Source organism: Gimesia sp. (assembly GCF_048260065.1).
GTDB lineage: Bacteria > Planctomycetota > Planctomycetia > Planctomycetales > Planctomycetaceae > Gimesia.
Window position 1 is genome coordinate 71025 of sequence record NZ_JBLXHC010000006.1, and the last position, 19889, is coordinate 90913.

The following is a 19889-nucleotide window of genomic DNA, read 5'->3' on the forward strand; positions in this document are numbered from 1 at the left end:
ACAGACCTTAAAGCAGTGGTCCTTCCCAGTTAGTAAACGCATCGTCCATGGATTCCTGCTCGAGACTAAAGTCGTCAGCCAGATTCCAGTCCAGATCATTTTCTGCATGGGCTAAGACCAGTTCACGGTCATCGGTATCAGAATCCATCAGAACGTCTTCAAATTCAGAAGAGGAATACAGGTCTTCAAACAGACTGATATCCAGTCCTGATTCGTCAGCAGCCTGCAGATCTGAAAGGACAGTCGGCTGGAAGACATCGAAAGTGACAGTCTGCTGAATTCCAGCATTCGCATCTTCTTCTTCAGTCGATTTGATGACTGCCGGAGCAGCCAGACTCATTGAAGACTGTTCGACAAAGGTCTGAGCAGCTTCCTGACTCTGGATCAGTACCGGTTCAGCAAGATCTTGAGCAGGTACATAATTGGTACCTATGACTGGAGCCGCTCCACCACCTGTACTTCCAGAACCAGAGTTGGCACTGGCATAAGATTCCAGCAGCATCTTGACATCGAGTTCGGAAATCGATTTTCGAACGCCCGGATCAAGCGTGTCGTTCATCAGATCACCCGCGTATGCAGGATCATCGATGTGCAGACCTGTTGAATCCAGCTGAACAGTAAAGTCAGAACCGACAAATACCAGATCGCTACCAGTATCTTCGACCAGACTGCCGAAACCACTGTAGTAACGGGTAAATCCAAGTACGTGTCCAATTTCGTGTAACAATACCGTATACAGGTCATAGGCACTGCCTGAAGGCAGATCATTCACATCCACGTGCCAGCCTAAACCATTGGCATCATCATCAATCACAACACGACCTCCGACTGGAATACCATCGACATTGTATTCCGTAGTCTGACCTGACCCCAGTTGAGCAGTACCAAAGTCGTGCACGATAACCTGCACATTGAGATCATCCACACCCAGAGCTGTCTCCCAGGTATCGACGGCGGCTTCAATCACCTGACCAATGCTGTCATCACCACTGGCGACTTCCAGCTGATTTCCAACCCATTTCTGACCGAAGTTCGACGGGAAGTTAACTTGAGTATTGCCACCTCTCTTCTTGCCGTAGTTACTTGCCAGAGCAATCAGGTCGCGATAATCAATTTTGCCGCTCTTATCGAAGTCCAGAGCAGACACATAGGGTGAAGATCCGTTGATTACATTCTGACCATAGACAGAAGTCAGGAAAATGAGGTCACGGTAATCGATCACGCCACTATCGTTGATGTCATAGATCACCGGATAGAGATCGGTTTCGGGAAGTGCTCCCACGTTGACAGTCACATCACCAATTCCGGAGATTTCAATCTGTGCATTCTGAATATCAAGCCCCAGTTGAAGTGGCTCAACCGTCAGGTTTGTTGTATCGACGTCAACCCCATCACCTGCGAGTGACTCGAATTTAATTCGGGCCAGCAGGGCATAACCAGTTCCACCGACGTTCGCAGACAGAGTGCTACCACCCAGATTACGGACAACTCCCGCTGCATCATCAATCAATGCAGTCCTGTTGAAGGCAAAGTTGGAACCAAATTCAACAGAAGTGGCAGTGAAGTAGGCTGTGTTATAGGCAATGTCGGTCAGGACATCACTGATGCCGAACCCACTGGCGGTATCAACCCAGACTTCCACCCAGAAGGTATCCCATTCCTGAAGCCAGTCTTCGTTGCCAGGCAATGCTGCAGTGTGACCATTACTGGAAACAGTAGTTTTCTGTTTGACAACCGAAATCTGGATATTGGTATTTTCATCAGCAGCAGTAGAATCACCACCGGTTCCAAACAGAGGAGCTGAAGGAGGAGCCTGCAGTTCAACAGCACCAATATCTGCAACAGCATTTAAATCCATGTTGCCATCGACGGGCCGAGGATTACCGATCTGATCAACTGCAGGGGCGGATCCACTGGCACCATCAATTGCCGGGCTGCCAAACAGCAGTGAATGAGTTTTGGTAGGACCACCATTATCCAGCAGGATACCCAGTTTCGGATCAATGGGTACCGCCGGAGTACCATAAATATTTCCATTGGCCACATCATCGAATCCGGTTGCTGCTCCGATATCCCCGATCAGATTATAAGAGCTGGTCACGTCATAGGCACCACCCAGATCATTATTTCCGAGGAAGCCGGTATTTCCCGCAACGATGGTGTTGGTCAACTTCGCAGTGGCATTCGGATTGGCAGCGGAATCATTTGAAATACCACCGCCAGTCTGATCTGCCGTATTCAGAGTCAGAGTGTTATTTAACAGGGTTAATTTACTCGTATTGAAGATCGCACCACCACGAGATCCGGCATCGTTTGCAGAGAAAGTAACGTTGGTCGATGTGACAGTGCCTTCGTTGAAGATGGCACCACCACGACTTCCCGATTGATTGTTATAGAACAGAGACTGTGATACATCAAAGCTGGCACCAGTGGCAACATAGACGGCTCCGGCTCGCCCATCCGAGGTGTTCCCAGAGAAGGTAGTACGACCAACACTTGCTGTACTCGAGTACTGATAAATGGCTCCCCCCTGGAAACCGGCGTGGTTATTCAGGAAGAGGGCATCGCTAATATCGAGTTGCCCGGCACTGACGATGGCACCACCCAGGAAGTCAGCATCATTATCCTGGAAGATGACACGATTCAGGCTTAAATCTCCCTCCGCATAGATGGCTCCACCATAATCGGCATCACCGTTAATCAGCGTCATATCCGAGAGATTCAGTGAAGCACCGCTTACAGTATGGAAAATACGATCGAGGTCTTGTGCATCAATGACGGTTAATCCGGAACCATCACCTACAATCGTCATATTTTTCTTAATATCAAAGTCACCCAGGACATTATTATCTTCGTTGATTCCAGCACGAGTCAAATCATAGACACCGGTTGGCAAAACGATTGTATGATAATTTCCAGTGCTGTCATTATTGATGAAATCGATTGCTTCTCGCAGTGAAAGATCCGATGGATCGAAAACGGAATCCAATTCATCATCGGTCGTAGTCACGACCAGTCCTTCACCATCATCAATAATTCGACCAATTGCTATTTTTTTGCCGATTTCAATAGAGAACCCAGCTGTTCCTGTGATTTCTACATAGAAGAACTCAGTATCTTCATCGAGAGAATCGCCATAAATATCGACTTCGAAGTATGCAGTATCATCGCCTGCATTAAAAGTAGCGCGGAATGGAGACCCACTGTCATCATAGTCTAAACCTGCAGTCGCTGGATCCAGGCCTGGAGCAGTTTGAGGAATCGAAGGTGACTGTGTAGTAATAATATCAACATCCAGAGTCGATGTTGCCAGATGTGACAGAGTGAGTGTAAACCTCATCTTGGCTGGACCTGAACCATCTTCAGGTTCCACCATTGTCGCATCGCCGATTGATAAGAAGGCATCATCGTCATTCACAATAGTACCTTCTGCCTGCAGTCCTGATGTAAATATGGTGCTGATAGTGGAGTTTACATTTGATAATTCCACGAACAGGTTTTCATCAGGTTCAATGTCAGAATCACCAATAATCTGCACCGATACGATCTGCTTGAATGCTTCACCTTCTGCATAATCAGCTGGATCAAATGTAATTTGATGTCCTGACAAGCTAACAAAGTCAATTCCTTCATCTGCAGTCCCACCACTTACGAGTTTAGCGAGTGTTTCGAAATCGACGGTTACAATATCTGTCACGGGGTGGGATAACTCAACCGTGAAATTCATATTAGTATTAACACCAGCTGGACCTTCCATTACAGGGGGAGCATTGCTGATGATCAGGTTTGCTTCGTCATTCAGAATTGTGCCAATACCATGGGCTGTTCCAAGCACGGCTCCCTGTGCATTATACAGGTTGACGGCAAACTTTTCGTGATCTTCAGGTAAGGCATCACCACTGACCACTACCTCAATGACTTGAGTGGTTTCCCCTGCTGCGAAAGTTACAGTGCCAGTCGTAAATTGATAATCGACCCCAGCTGTCGCGGTAATGTTGGAAGTCTCAAAGTCAACAGTTACCTCATCAACATTCGCATTCGATAAAGAAACGATAAATTTAAATACGGTTCCAGTATCTGTTTCGATCTGGCTCACATCATCAATGGTGATGGTCGGAGTGACAATTTCAAAGGCACCAATGTCGCTGGTCGTATCGGTGGGCCGTGTGGCACCACGCTGATCGATAGAAACGCCGTCGGTATTGTCACCGGCATCAATCGCACGGCTACCTGTGAGTAATGCATGCGTCTGAGTTGGACCACCATTGTCCTGGAGAATACCGAGGGCGGGATCGACACGTTGAGAATTCGTACCAACGATATCGCCGTTAAACCCGTCAATGAACCCGGTCGCTGTACCGCCGGAACCAATCAGGTTATATCCCTGCGAGGTGAATGTACCTGCGAGGTCATATCCGCTGACCAGAGCATTATTGCCGGCCACGATTGTATTCTTGACACTGACACTGGCAGTATCAGCAACGGAATAAATACCGCCGCCTGTGCCTTCAGTGAAGTTATTATAGATCGTAGTATTGTTAATCGTCATGTCGCCGGTGTTATGAATCGCCCCCCCCTGCTTGCCAGCTTCGTTACCGGAGAAGGTGACGTTCGAGATATCGACGGTGTCCTGATTCAATAATCCACCGCCACGGGTGCCGGCGACGTTATTCGAAATCGTACTGTTGGAAATCGTCACGTTACCGACGACGTCCACCGTAGGAGGCACGCCTGTGACCAGAATGGTATACTGCCCCAGGCTTCCGTAATCTGAGTAACCGGTTCCTAACACATCTCCTTCACCAGTCCCTTCGATGGAGACATAGTAGGTGCCTGATGTCAGTCCGATGAAAGATGCATTGAGAGCACCAATGGGATTACTTGTCTGAATCACAGTACCACTGGAGTCGTACAATGTGGCAAGAATGTCGAGGTTGGGGCTCTCAAAGAACGGATCGATGATGACATCGCCACCAGTGGTTGTGAACTGGAAGAAGTCCAGATCCGTGTTTCGCTCGATAATTCCGGATGCCACACCGTCGGAGATAGTTGAAGCAGTACCAATATTGCTGCCGTGGTCATCGGCCCGATAACTGAAACCGTTCTGGGTTGTGATGATACTCAGATCGTCTTCCTGGTTGTCAGCGTCGGTATATTCACCTGAACTCCACTGGACCACGTTCTCGTAAAAACCAGCCCCCATGATCGGAGCCCAGCCCGTTGCACCGCCGCCATGACCAAGGTAGTATTCATCAATTGACGTACCATCATGGCTTAATCCCAGTGTGTGTCCTACTTCGTGGCTGATCGTCTCGGCAACACCAATCAGACCTGCGTTAAATACGAAGGCTGGTGTGTCGGTGCCGGCGTTGAACGATGTCAGGTATGCAAGGCCCCCGGTACCAGTGAGATCAAAGGTGTCCACACCACAGACGACACGCACACCCCAGCGCGTATCTGAGGCACCGGACCTGATCAGATCGCTGACTGGTGGCTCCGCGGTGGTCACATTGATATTAAACGGAGCAAAGTCCTCAGCAACCCGTAGCCAGGCTCGTTGTATATCTTCGAGTTCGGCAAGGCTGAATGCCCCGACGTTGCCATCGGTATCATAAGCAGGGGTAACAATCGAAACCTGACCGAAATCGCTGTTCCACTGTGTGCCCGTTGTCGTGTGGCCATCGAAATCGAGATAAATCGTGAAATTAGACCCGGGCAGCGAACTCAGGTTAAATGTGTCGCCGACTGGAAACGGGGGCGCTTCGCTCAAACCAGCAGCTTCTGAGCCAACGTTATTGTAATTGGGACTAGTGTGTAATTCATAATCGGAATTAGAGACTTGATAATCGTAGTAATATACAGGGTCTGTTCCCGCATCTCCAGGCTGGTACATTAATACTGGTACGAGGGCTGGTATATTCGCTCCCTCACCCCCTTCACCATTCCCGACAGCCGCTTGATCCGAGATGAAGATACCACCGCCGGCAACCGTTGCTGTGTTGCCGTCGACTGTCGTGTTGTTGACAGCCAGGGTTCCCCCTGTGGAGTTGTAGATACCCCCACCATTTTCCGCATCGTTGGCGTAAATGGTACTCGTATCGATAGACAGGGTACCATAATCGCTGTTGAAGATAGCTCCCCCGTCAGCAATCGCAGTATTGTTGTGGAAGTAGCTGTCCATCATGGTGACGGTCCCGTTATTGAACAGGGCACCACCACGGTTGGCAAGACTGCTCTCAATCGTCACATCTTCCAATGTCAGGTTACCAAAGTTCAGAATCGCACCACCGTCTTCCACACGTGTGACATTTCCATTCACCAGCGTCACGCCGCGAATCGAAACATTGACGTTGGTAAAGATATGGAAGATACGATCCAGGGTGTCGGCATCGATAAAGGTTTTATCAGATCCGGCACCGATAATGGTTAAGTCATCTGTAATATCAAGATCGCCTGTCAGAGCACCGTCTTCACTCAGACCGAACAGTGACAGTGTATAAGTACCGGTTCCCAGCAGAATGGTGTCGGCACCAGTACGGGTGTTGGCTTCGATAATTGCTGCACGCAGCGTGCTGCGTCCCTTAGCGTCGACACTGACTCCATCACCAGGATTGACATCGACCGAGTCTTCAAAACTGGTAACTATGTAGCCAGATTCAAATGCCCCGATATCAACAATCAAAGATCCATTTCCATCACCATCGAACAGACGGGCAAAACCACGCTGATCTTCTATCGGAGCGTAGAAATTGTTTCCAGCATCACGGGCCAGACTTCCCCCCAGCAGTTCATGAGTGAAGGTCGCACCACCATTATCCTGCAATGCCCCCAGACCCGCGCTGACATTCACCTGGTCTTTTTTAACACCATCAGTGAAGCCCGTTGAACCAGCCTGATCCCCGATCAGGTTATTTCCATTAGAACTGAATACCCCCAGGAGGTCTGAGCTTGCCACTGTGGCTGAATTACCAGCGATAATGGTATTTACCACACTGACAAATCCATCGGTTTCATTAACGATACCACCACCGGATGTTGCAGCATTATTGAAGACGGTCGCGTTGGTAATTTCCATCGCGCCTTCATTCGTATTATAAATCCCGGCACCATCGGAAGCATTGTTCCCGGAAATCGTTGCATTCTCGAGGATAGCCAGCACCAGAGAGTTGTTGAACAAGCCACCGCCGTCGTTGGTTGCAGTGTTATTGGAAACAGTGCTGTTAATCAGGTTCAACTGTGCCGCGTCGTCATTGTAAATACCGGCTCCGTTTAATGCAGAGTTACCATCAAGAGTAGTCCGCTGTACGGTAACCGTACCGTCTGCAGTGTTAAAGATAGCACCACCATTTGCACTGGCGGTATTATTTAACAGATCAGACAGATCCAGAGTAATGATTCCCAGTTCCTGGTTATTGATGGCACCACCGGAAGCAGCCACGTTGTTCAGGAATGAGGTATTCAGGAGGCTGACTGTTCCTTCTTCCTGGTCGTTATACAAGCCACCACCGTTTCTTACGGCGATACTGTCACGGATAATTGTCCCGTTGAGCGACAGGCTGATCCCGAAGTTGGCAATTGCCCCCCCGTCGCGGTTAGCAGTGTTATCATCAAACATACCATTCGTAATGTTGATCTGACCTGCGGATGCGTTATACAGACCACCGCCGTCACCAGCAGCAGTGTTCGTCAGAATGGAGACGGCACTCAATGCGACCACGCCTTCATCATTATAGATACCACCACCATCCTGGGTTGCAGTATTACCAGAGACGGTCGTGCGGGTGAGCGTCAGAGAAGCAGCTTCTTCGTTGAAGATACCACCACCCTGGTCAGCTGAGTTTTTATTTACTTTGCTGTCAGTGATCGTCAGGCTTGACAGATCATTGTTGTAGATACCGCCACCATCTTCTGTGGAGATATTGCTGGAGATTGAACTACGCAGAATATCGATGCTCGCCTGCAGGTCGTTAAAGATACCACCACCATCACTGGAAGCAGTATTGCCTGAGATTTCAGAATCGACAATCGTCAGTTGAGATTGATCGTTATTAAAGATACCACCACCATCGACGGCACTGTTATTAGTGACATCGCTGTTATTCAGAATCAAAGTCCCCTGCAGACCAAGTTGGCCGTTCAGAATACCACCACCGTTAACTTCAGCGGAAATATTATCTACATCAACTTCAGCGGCATTGCCGTCAACCAGTGAATTGATAAGTGTCAGAGTACCCACGTTGCGGATACCACCACCGCTGTCGCCAATTACTTTACCACCGGTAATCGTTACGCCCTGCAGTGTGAGATCGGCACCGGAACGGATATCGAAGACACGGTCATTTTCATCAACCAGTCCGGCGGCGGTGATAATGGTCTGACCAATACCGGCACCGAGAATCGTCAGGCTGCCTGTAGTGTCAGTGATATCCAGGTCGCCTGTCTCAGATAAGTTTTCACCTGACCCGAATAAAGTCAGGTCATAAGTTCCTGCCCCGAGGATAATGACAGAATCACCAGCCAGGGCATTGGCTTCCATGATGGCAGCACGCAGAGTGAGATTTCCATCTTCATCGGCGGCAATACCATCACCGGGATTGGCATCAACAGTATCCAGAGTACTGTTGACGAAGAAAGTACCAAATTCGACAGCCCCGATATCAACGTTTGACCCCAGAATACGGCTTGACCCCCGTTGCTCCAGGGCATCTGTGTTGGCGTTAATACCCGCATCAATGGCGATACTGCCCAGCAACAAAGCGTGCGTCAGAGTGGGACCACCGTTGTCTGTCAGATTCAGATCCAGAACAGGTGCAGGATCTGCGACATCGATGATATCGCCAAATCCAAAGCCGGTTGCAGAACCCACCAGTCCAATCAGGTTCCCTTCGAGACTGCTGAAGGTACCATCCAGTTCAGGGTTTGTGGTCGCAGTATTTGCAAGCACCAGGTTATTCTGAATGGTGGCAGCTCCACTGTTGGAGATACCACCACCGGTTGTTCCGGCATCGTTCAGAGTCATCGTGTTGTTGGTCGCAGTCAGGGTCGCAGTATTGCGGATCGCTCCACCACTTCGATCAGAGGAGTTACCCGAGAAGGTCGAGTTCGAAACAGTTGCAGTTCCGGCTCCGGCATTGAAGAGCGCCCCACCATCACGGGCTGAAGTGTTTCCACTGATCGTGCTGCGTGAAATCTGCATCGTACCCGTATTTCGCAAGCCACCACCACTTCCACCAGCGGTGTTATTGGAAATCGTACTGTCAACGATCACGATCAAGCCGCTGTTGTTAATACCACCGGCACTGTCTTCTGCGTGGTTATCTGTGACTTCCACATTCGTTAATGTGGTGGTACCACTGTTGCGGATACCGGCGCCATCATCGCTCCCCGTCAGGAAACCATTGGTGATTGTCAGATTTTCCAGATTCAAAGTGATTCCGGCAAAGATCTGGAAGATACGATCCAGGGCACCACCATCGATAATGGTGACACCGACCCCTTGACCGCGAATTGTCAGGTTGTCACGAATATCCAGGTCACCGGTCGCAGACTGATCTTCGTCGATGCCATCAATTCCCAGCAGGTAAGTACCAGCACCCAGTACGATTGTATTTGAACCAGCCAGGGCATTCGCTTCCTGAATGGCCGCACGCAAAGTAACTGTGGCGTCACTGCCGTCACCGACAATACCATCACCGGCAAGATCATCAACACGGTCAACATTGGCGGGATCAATACCAGTCAAATCAATGGTGGAACTATTAATCCAGGATACGGATTCATCGGTCAGCAGTGCATTACCGCCGCCTGTGATTCCTGAACCTGCAGCAACCAGTGTCAGTTCATAAGAACCAGCCACCTGAGTGATCATCGATAAATCAAGGTTAAACGTTGAGGCAGTACCGACAGGCGTAAGAGTGACGCCAGCAGCCGCCAGATCGAGGGCCTGCCCATTGAGTGTCAACCGGAAATCATCGAGTGTCACACCATCCGTAAAAACAGAGGTGATTCCATCATCAAAGCTGATCGATACATTCCCCACGTTGGTATGAACCACAGGCGGATTGGTATCAACCCCAGGCGGAATACCCTGAATCGAAGCCTGCAGCACAGGCTCACCAATCCGGAAGGTGTCTGTCGCTCCTGTGTTGAAAATATTTCCTGCAGCATCGGTAATTGTCCCATTACCACCAATAAGCTTCAGTGTGTATAGACCATCTCCTATATTGTCACTTAAATTGTATTGTTTGATCAATGAGCTTAAGTCAAGGAGGTAAGAGGAAAGCGGAGTAACACCAATGACTTGACCATTTCCATCAGTCAGAGTACCGACGAGTACATCAAAGTCCTGATTGGTAGTACCATCATCGTAATTCAACACGAAATTTGTGTATTTGACTCCATCATTGTCATTGACTCCCGAAACAGGCTCAGAGAAGTTGATCGCTACCTTGATTTCAATTACATCATTCAGGATGTCATCAAGATCCAATGAGGTACCGTCTGGCGATACATCTTCAATCCCGGCGGTGGGAGCCGTAAAGTCTGTACCGTTGTTCCACTTCGCATCGGATGAACTGGCAGCGGCATTGCCTGATGCGTCCGTAACACCAGATGCTTCTGACAGGAAGACGAGCGTATAAACGCCAGTCTGGCTGGTGAGAGACCCATCCAGATTGACGGTATAGCTCCCTCCAGCTCCGGTAACACTCAAAACTCCCCCGGAGACAAGTGAACCATTTCTGTAAAGTTCAAAATCTGAAGCATCGACACCCGTAACAGTTTCCAGGAAATCGAAATCGAAATCGACTGACGTTACCGTCCCATCAGCCACAGCCTGAAAAGTACCAATGGGAGCGAGTGTATCATTGACCCAGGTTTCGCTGGCGGTACTGCCTGCAGCAGTCAGCGCGTTACCGGCGGAATCGATGATTGATGACGATACAGTGGTATTGATCGTCAGGGTATACGTTCCTGACAGGCTCGTTACTTTACTGAGATCGAGGACAAACTGGCTGCCGGTCACCTGTGTCAGAGTCGCAGGAGTTGCAGCGAGATTGACAGAACCATTGGGACCAACCAGGGTGAAATCACCCAGGTCAACACCTGTTACATCCTCGGAGAAGTTAACAACCAGTTCTCCCACTGCGGCACTGCGAGGATCGGGAGACACATTGTCAATCGTGACTGTCGGATCTGTAGTATCAATGGTGAATCGTTCAACGTCACCAAACAGCAGATAGTTCGCAGGGGTACTCCCAACGATGGGTGATATCGGATGGACGTATTTCGAATCGGAGATAGTTCCATTCGCATTCAGACGTAACTCGAAATCCCCGTCTCCTTCAGTCCCCAGAATCGAATCGATATTAAGCCTGAAAGTCCGCAGATCGATCTGCGTGAGCATTCCAGAAGTTAACAGACTGCTGATATCGACATTATCATGGAACAACGAAAAGTCGGTAATATCGACTCCCGCCACATCTTCTGTAAACGAAATTATGAAATCACCGATACTGGTATCATCGGACGGATCATTTGCAAGCACCGAAATATCAGCGGTCAGGAATGTACTGGTATAAGGAGTCAGGAAGGTATCATCATCAGGAACCCAGGTATCCCAGCCGAAGCTGAGTTCACCCGTAATTGCTCCCGCACGATTAATTTGAGTTAAGAACGAATCTCCCTGCTGGAACCCATTCCCCACTCCGTCAAATCCCTGCGCAATCCGGAATGTACTGCCCCCCATACCGGGATACAGGAACGCATTATTATCGTTAAAAGACCAGGTTCCGAAGTCTTGTCTCACATTGCCTAAAATCGCCCCATCAGTACTTCTCAACGTGAAATTGAAAGCATCGATTACATCAACATAAAAGACCCCGTTGACAGGACTCAACAATTCAGACGCCGAACTGAACAGCGAAAAGCCGAGCTCATCCGATCGTACGCCTGTAATTTCGACAATGGCCCCTGAAAAGAGTCCGTGTGCACCAGTGGTGGTAACCTGAATCGGTCCACCAGGCGAAGACAGAAATGCGTTGGCTACAGTTCCAACAGCGGTAGGAGCATCGTTCGGCCCCCCCGAGAAAGGCGCCAGATTTGTTCGAGAAGCGACACGTTGAGCATTACGTCGGCGGGTAGCAGAAGTAAAGGGACCATCAGGGTTCGGCGCGACCTTATTATTCAGACGCGATTTGAAATCGGGTTCCGAGTTATCGTAGAAAGCACCGACATTGGTCACATTCAGACCGTTCCCGGTGTTCCCTTGAAATACCAGATTCAAGCGTGCCAGCGGATCCCCTTCATAGGAAGATAAAACCCGGAAAGGAGGATTCGCTGTGGGAGACGTCCAGATATCCTGTGTTGTATTCGGATCCACGGTTGAAGTGAAGGATTCAATAAAGACATCTTCACCATAGTTACCTTCGAACTGGTTATTGACAACCGAGACGTTTGAGCGACCATCGCTGGTCCCCGTGAACTCATCGCTGCCTTCCGCTCCGGTACCGGCATCGGTTCCAGGGGCATGGCTGAAATATTGAGAATGCTCTCCCGCCATACTACCGATACGCAAAATCAGACCATTGGCAGAAAACCCGCTGTTAACCCCGTTATCCTGGATATAGTTGGTATTAATCTGCAGGACCATGTCAGCATGCGAATTCTCCACGCTTCCCGTCGCATCCAGGGCAGCGGTACTGTTGGCATCCTGATCCTGTCCTGTGGAAGCAGTCGTGACGACATAGAAACCTTCCAGGGCGTTCGAAACAATCCGGTTCGCTCCCGCTTCGGTTCCGTCACCAAAGATGACATCCGAATCTGCCTGGCCTTCTGTCTGCAGGTCGACCCCCCGGCCGCCGTTGTTGTCAATAAAGTTTCCAATCGCCGTCAGGCTGGTGCGGTTACTGCCGCCGATGCCGACCGATGTTGTAGCGTAGTTGGCTTCACTATGTGTAATACCGTTAGCGGCCAGAATCTCCAGACCATCCAGCGTGTTTTCCGTGATGATATTATTACGCATGAAAATCGTCTGGCCATTGGAGTTGATATCAACTCCTTTGCCGGTATTGAATGCGATCAGGTTGTTATCGAGTGAAGATGTCAGACTTTCCCCAAGCAGTTCAATCCCGCCGGTAGAGTTGGAGAGAATCGAATTGTTTGCAATTTTCACATTCCCCTGAACACGGTCCAGGTTAGCGGCGATCTGAATACCATCACGAGCATTGCCTTCAATCAGGTTCCCCCGATCCAGGCCGGTCACGGGATCAACACCATCCAGACCGATAAACAGCATGTTGCGGTTACCAATTCGACCTGAAACCCTCACACCATGATAGCCGTTCAGACTGATGTCGTTCTGAATCCAGGTACCGGCAATATCACGCCGGTCAGTACCGAAGTAACTGGTTGTACGTGTTGTCGCTTCGATACCGTTCCGATTGTTAGAGAGGATCTGGTTGTTGATAATATCAGCAAAGATTGTCGCATCCGCTTCGGCATGCAGGCTGACACCGTCAAGATTATTTGTTGATATCACGTTGTCTTTAATTTCGAAGTCAGTTGTGGTCAGGTTTCCGTTCTGTGCCAGAATTTCAATACCATTACTGTTACCTGTAATGGTATTGCTGTAGATCATGACAGCACGTTCTTCACCCACAATGGGATCAACAATCGCACGACCGACACGGGCGTCATCTTCACGGTGGAAGCTAATCCCGTCGGCAGTGTTATTGGCAATTACGTTGTTGGAAATCTGAGTCCGGTCAATGATGGTTGATTCTTCGATGTGAATCCCCACTCCATGACCGGCATTCCCCTGCCCTGCTGTTCCACTGGCATCAGTACCCAGGTAGTTGCCATCAATGGTCAGGTCACGCAGCTGGTTGAATGCTTCAAAGCTGACATCGGTTCCATACAGGTCGACGTAAATGGCATCCCCGGCATAGGGCGTTGACGCATTATTATCGTTGTTGGAACTGGTAATCGTATTTCCGGTGATGCTGATATCACCCGTCGCAGTATCCTGCATGGCAACAGCGATGCCGGCCCCCGTGTTGTCATCCATGGTGTTACCGTCGACGTTCAAGCTGAAATCGACGCTCCACAGAGATGTGGGGTCAGCGGCGACCAGATTGATACCAACAGCATTATTCGAGCTGATCGTATTGCTGGAAATATCGCCGTAGAACGAGGTGTACATTTCCAGATCAATTTCGATACCAGCGCCGTTATTTCCGGTAATCGTGTTGCCGCTGATTCCGCGTAGATACCCGCCGACTGTCGTTGTTTTGACTGTCAGCAGGGCTCCCGTCAGCAGGGAATTATCAACAACCACCTGAGGGGTATTGACCGTTGCCAGATTACCCGTGAACTCAATTTCAAAACCGGTTAATGCATCGCCTCGAACCAGGACATCGCCCGCATTCAGATTCGACAAAGCGATCAAGGCAGTATAAATCGCGGCTGCATCGGCGTTATAGTTAATTGGTCCGGTGGTCTGACCATCAAATGTCAGGCTGAAAGAACCAGCTGACGGAGTGCCGTTGACACTGATTTCCTGAACTTCATTGATCGTAGTTCCTTCAGCAATTGTTGTGACCGTGGGGACAACAATCAGGATATTGGAATCGTTTATGTCGAGCACGAAGCCAGGTGCAGTAGCGCGAAATGCGCCGATAAACTCAACATTGAAACCTCCGGTCTGAGCCGACCCGGTCACCAGAACATTCCCGACCCCAATGCTGGACAGAGACTCCAGAGCAGCTTGAACTTCAGCAGCCGTAGCATCGAAATCCAGAACCACCTGCTCCGAGGGAAGAGTGTTCACAAACAGTGAAAATGTTCCACCACCGGGTGCATTCGGAATTAAAATCGTCTGGATTTCATTATATTCCACACCATCGACATTAGGCCCATAAGAGATGGAAACGTTAGGCTCAAGATTTGTCGGGTCACCAACTATGGGATTGACGGTAGCAATATTAAAGTTACCCACCAGGGTCGTTCCAACGACATCGAGTGGAAAGACGTCAGCGACAAGCAACGGTACGTTCGAGGCGGCAAAGTCTCCCCGAAACTCAATGATAAATCCGTTGGCATAATCCCCGGTCACATCGAAATCATCACCACTGGTAGCGATAGACAATCCTTCCAGAGCGGCATCAATGTTTGCTGCGGTCACAGCAGGATCTGTATCGATGACGATGCCCTGAGTTGTTTCACCCTGGAAAGTTAAGGTAAAAGCGGTACCGATGGGTGGATTTGTAATATCAACACCATTCACCGCGAAGGTAAACGGGAAGTTACTCTGAAAATCGGCGAAGTTCAGAGTCTGTCGTTCATTCGTAGTTGTATTCGGATTACCCTGAGTCAGATTGGCTACATCCACATCAAACCGCATCCGGGAAGCATCGACCGTAATCTGCGGCACATCGGCATTTGCCATCGACCCGGAATCCAGGAAGATAATATCGTAACCATTGCCGCTTACCGTGACACTGACGGGGGAACCGGTATAACCCAGTCCCGAGTTATTTGCGATCGTGTTCAGTGCGTTTTGAATCTGCTGGGCGCCGAATGCGCTGGGAATCGAAATGTCATAACCAAACGTGACTGCCGAACCCAGAAATGTCAGTTGAAAACTACCAAAGGTCGGATCGAATGAACCAAGCATTGACAAGTGCTGAATTTCATTGAATTCGATTACAAAGCCATTTGTAAAATCACCCGAGACGATAAAATCGCCTTCGAGACCGGTCTTGGTAGTGGCTGAGAACAGCGCCTGCAGAGCAGCATCGATATTCGCTGCTGTGACACTCGGATCGGGATCGATAACGATATTCCCGGTGGTCTCTGTCTGGAATGTAAGCTGGAATGATCCCCCTGACGGTGTCACAACATTACCGTCAGCATCCTGGAAGGTGATCGTCTGAGGGGCTGGTTTATTCGGATTCGCTCCCTGTGCACCGATCGTTGCAACAACAAACAGGTTGAGACCGGTAATATCCAGTTGGACCAGGGGCACATCCAGATCATGCATCGTCCCTGAATCCAGGAAAAAAATATCAAATCCACTAGTAACATCCCCTGAGACCTGGATTGGGCTACCAGAGTAAGGGAAAGTCCCTGTTCCATCGTCATAATTATTCGCAATTATGTTGAGTTCATTCTGAAGAACGGCAGCAGTCAGCATGGTGTAGGGGATCGGCCCGACGCTCTCGCCCAGGAAATTCAACTGATATGATCCAAAGGCAGGAGTCCCAATGATATCGATGTGCTGGGTCTCATCGACATTCGCACTCGTATCCTGAAACACAATGACACTGGCAGGTGTGCTGTTGAAACCGCTGACATCAACGGTCAGCGGATTCACGTTCAGGCCGCCAGCGGCATTCACGAATTCAATTTCATAGCCATCCTGGAAATTACCATTCACCACAACATCGCCGACACCGATGTCGTCGAAAGCAGCAACCATGGCAGCTTTGACCTGAGATGCAGTCGCGGTTGCCAGAATACCTGCCGTCGTCTGGGGAACCCCATTTCCTCCGGTATAGGTGATCGTAAAGGTCCCTCCCGTAGGTACGCCTGCAAACGTAATCAGCTGGACTTCATTTCTGGGAGCAGCGAAGTCAATCGTGTCGGTCGGCCCGGGAATACCTGCATAAGCCGGCACACCGGGAGCTCCCCCCGTTGGCGTTTGATTAGTTGTGGAAGGTGTGAAATTGATACCGTGCCCGGTGTTGTTGGCAATGTTGTTGCCTGAAATTTGACCACTCAGATCGCCATCGGTCTGATCGAAGACAATTCCGTCACCGCTGTTACCCGTAATGGAGTTTCCGGTAATCGAAACAAACTGATCGACATTATTCAGATCGAGGCTGATACCAGCGCCGGCTGTATTACCGGTGATGTTATTTGAATGAATGAACAACTCTGTCAGCAATGCAGCATCACCGGCGGCAGTGTCATCCACGCTGATGCTCACTCCCTGGATGCTGTTGTTGTTGGTCAGGCGCAGTTCTTCTGCAATCGAGTCCACGATATTGACACTGACACCGTCACTGCCTGAAGAACCGGAAATGGTATTGTCAGCCAGGGTCGTGTGCCGCAGAACTGATCCATCGGCAACATCGATCGAAACACCATCAATGATAGAACGTCGGAGGGATGTCTCCTCAATTGTGGCTGCACTCATCGCAACGGTGACACCTGCCCCCGCCTGACCCGTCAATGATGAATCAATGATATTGAATTCATTCAGAGTCACGTTGGTCAGATCCACATTGAAGGCATTTCCTACGCCACCAGTGATCGTGGAACTGTCAATCGCAATCGTATCCACCAGCAGATTCGACAGTTCAATATTGATGCCGTTACCGGAGGCAGCATTGATTGAAACATTGTCGAATAGAATTGAAAAGGGAACATCCTGCGTATGAGCAGCATTCTGGAATTGAAGACCATCCAGATCGATCGAAACACCATATCCCGTTGTCGTATCGATAGTCAGATTCTCGAAGATGATCGAGTCATATTCGGAAAAACCGTCGGCATCAGGGTCCAGTACGGAGTTATCAATCGTCACTCCCATGCCTGCGGTGAGTTGATTGATGATCAGCGACGTCAGAAGAGTTCGATCTTCGAGTTGCTCGATCGCAATGCGGCGTTGCACCTTCTGGCGGGCGGAGGAAGGAACACTTCGAAGCTGAAGTCTGCGACGAGGATTTAAAGTTGCCTTCCGGCTTTTTTCGAACGCAACTCGCATCGACTCAACCCAAGATGTCAGTAACATCTGCTGTCTCCCATAAACTCTAATTTGCCATGACATTTTACTGAAATTCGAGCAGGAAATCACATCCCACTTCTCTCAATTCAGAACAAACTTAAATGCCATTTTGTTTTATTGTTAGTTGTCAATTTTCTGATTCAGTTCATTGAATTCTGCCAGCAGTTCACCCGAAATGGAACATTCGAACACTCTCCACAATCGCGTAAGACCTGACTGTTTACAGAATTCCAGCCTTTGATGCTAAAAACTAGTCTGAACCGATGTCAAAGAAATTTGCACAAAATAGGTAAATTATAACTGGTGTATTCCACTTATAACAATCATGCCAGCGTATGTAGGGTTACAATCACACAAAATGGTTAGCCAGGATCCAGGCCACCTGAAATGCTGACACGCTCCCCTCACAACTCGAAATTCTCACCTAAGTGACGAATGGCAAACTAAAAACTAACGAGGATTCACTTCGTCCCTGCCGCATTTCCAAGATTTTTTAAAAATCTTATCCTGTTTGTTTTCAGACACTTATAACATTTCACTTTTTGAGCATCTCTGAAATTTGAGTGATTTTCAGCATAATTACCACTATACAACCGCTTCAATTATTCCGAAAAATCGGACTGTTTTTGCAAGATATACCGTTTTTAATGGTCTTCATGGCAGAACTGAGCCGATCAATTATGACAGCGGGTTGTCTACACAGCCCCGGTTGCTGCTGTACTTACGAACAAAAATGCTCTGAGATCACAAATTGTGCTTTGTCGGAGAGGTTAGTTTTTAATTAGCATCTTTCGGTTGGCCGAATCTGTCAGATTCTGCAGAGACCGAAATGGAGAGATTAAGCTATGAGAACGAACGGATTCGTTGGCTTGATGATTGCGGGAATCTGCTGTTTTTCGACGCAGATACTTTATTCACAGTCAGATTTCCCAGTCGAACCATCAAATGAGTCTGAAGGGGTCTTCAGGATTTCAAATATTTCAGACTATGATGAGCCAGCTGTCGACGCCGTCTCTTTTGCGCCGTCCTCTCCGAGAACCTCCGATTTATCTCCCATCGCCATGCCGGAAGGCGGGCAGTATGCCTCTACCGAATATTACGGAGGCGGGGGTGAATACTACGGTCCCTTCGAAGAATACCCCCAGGGTGACTGGGTCGAAGATCCTTACCTTGAAGACACGACCTATGAACGACTGGGAATCGTCGCTGGTGCGGCTGCCGTCTTTGTGAAACCTGGTTTCGATTCAGATACCGCGTTTTTTACGGAAGATCAGTCAGGAATGACAACAGTCACGACTTCAAATGATTTTTCCTACAATTATCAGACTGCTCCCCGCATCAACCTGGGGCTGATTGATAACGAAGGACTCAGTGCCCAGGTTCGCTGGTTCCAGTTTGAAGATAATTCTTCGAACGGTGCAACCGCACCAGCTAACTTCATATTCTTCAATGGTCTGCCCACTCAAACTGCGATCGGTGGTATCGCTGCAGGTGGTCAGGCAGGTGACTTCATCCAGACATCCAGCAATATCAAGCTCTATACGATTGATGTCGACTTGAGCCAGGAATTGAATTTTGAACGCTGGCAGACCACATTTGGTGGTGGTTATCGACATGCTTCAGTGAGCCAGCAGTACAGTGCCGTTGGTACTGCCAGTGGTGCAGATGTTTCATCCAGTGCAGGACACCGCTTCGACGGAAATGGTATCGTTGTCTTTGGTGAAGCACGCCGTCCATTAGGATTATACGACCGTCGGTCAAAAGGAACTTCCAGCCTGTCGTTTATCACCAGTGCAAAATACGCCGCACTCTGGGGAAATTCTAAGTATGCAGCTGAAGACCAGTCTCCAGGTCCTGTCGTTGCCACAGCTCAGACGACTTCCAAGAAGTCAATGAGCATCACTGAAGTCCAGGTTGGTATGCAGGCCGATTTTGTCCTGCAGACTGGAGCCCTGGTCTGGGTACGAGCCGCCTGGGATGGAATGTGGTGGAGTGGAGCCGGTTCTGCTGCCAACCCATCGGGTAACCTGAGCCTGCTCGGTGGATCGATTTCACTGGGTATGGACTGGTAAACCTCTTCGATACTCTTAAGAATCAACAA

General features: G+C 49.2%; 2 protein-coding genes. One reads left to right on the top strand and one right to left on the bottom strand.

Going from position 1 to position 19889, the window contains the following annotated elements; all coding sequences use genetic code 11:
• Positions 1–7: 7 nt before the first annotated feature.
• Positions 8–17794, bottom strand: a complete 17787-nt coding sequence (locus tag ACN0YN_RS13075) for a choice-of-anchor Q domain-containing protein (protein WP_417385461.1) — start codon at positions 17792–17794, stop codon at positions 8–10.
• Between the two features lie 839 nt (positions 17795–18633).
• Here ACN0YN_RS13075 and ACN0YN_RS13080 point away from each other — a divergent pair.
• Positions 18634–19860 (top strand): hypothetical protein, encoded by a 1227-nt coding sequence (locus tag ACN0YN_RS13080; protein WP_417385462.1) that lies wholly within the window; start codon positions 18634–18636, stop codon positions 19858–19860.
• Positions 19861–19889 lie beyond the last annotated feature (29 nt).

Excerpts from the sequence above, each read along its gene's own strand:
- ACN0YN_RS13075 (WP_417385461.1), bottom strand. The coding sequence starts at position 17,794 with ATGTTACTGACATCTTGGGTTGAGTCGATGCGAGTTGCGTTCGAAAAA.
- ACN0YN_RS13080 (WP_417385462.1), top strand. The coding sequence starts at position 18,634 with ATGAGAACGAACGGATTCGTTGGCTTGATGATTGCGGGAATCTGCTGT.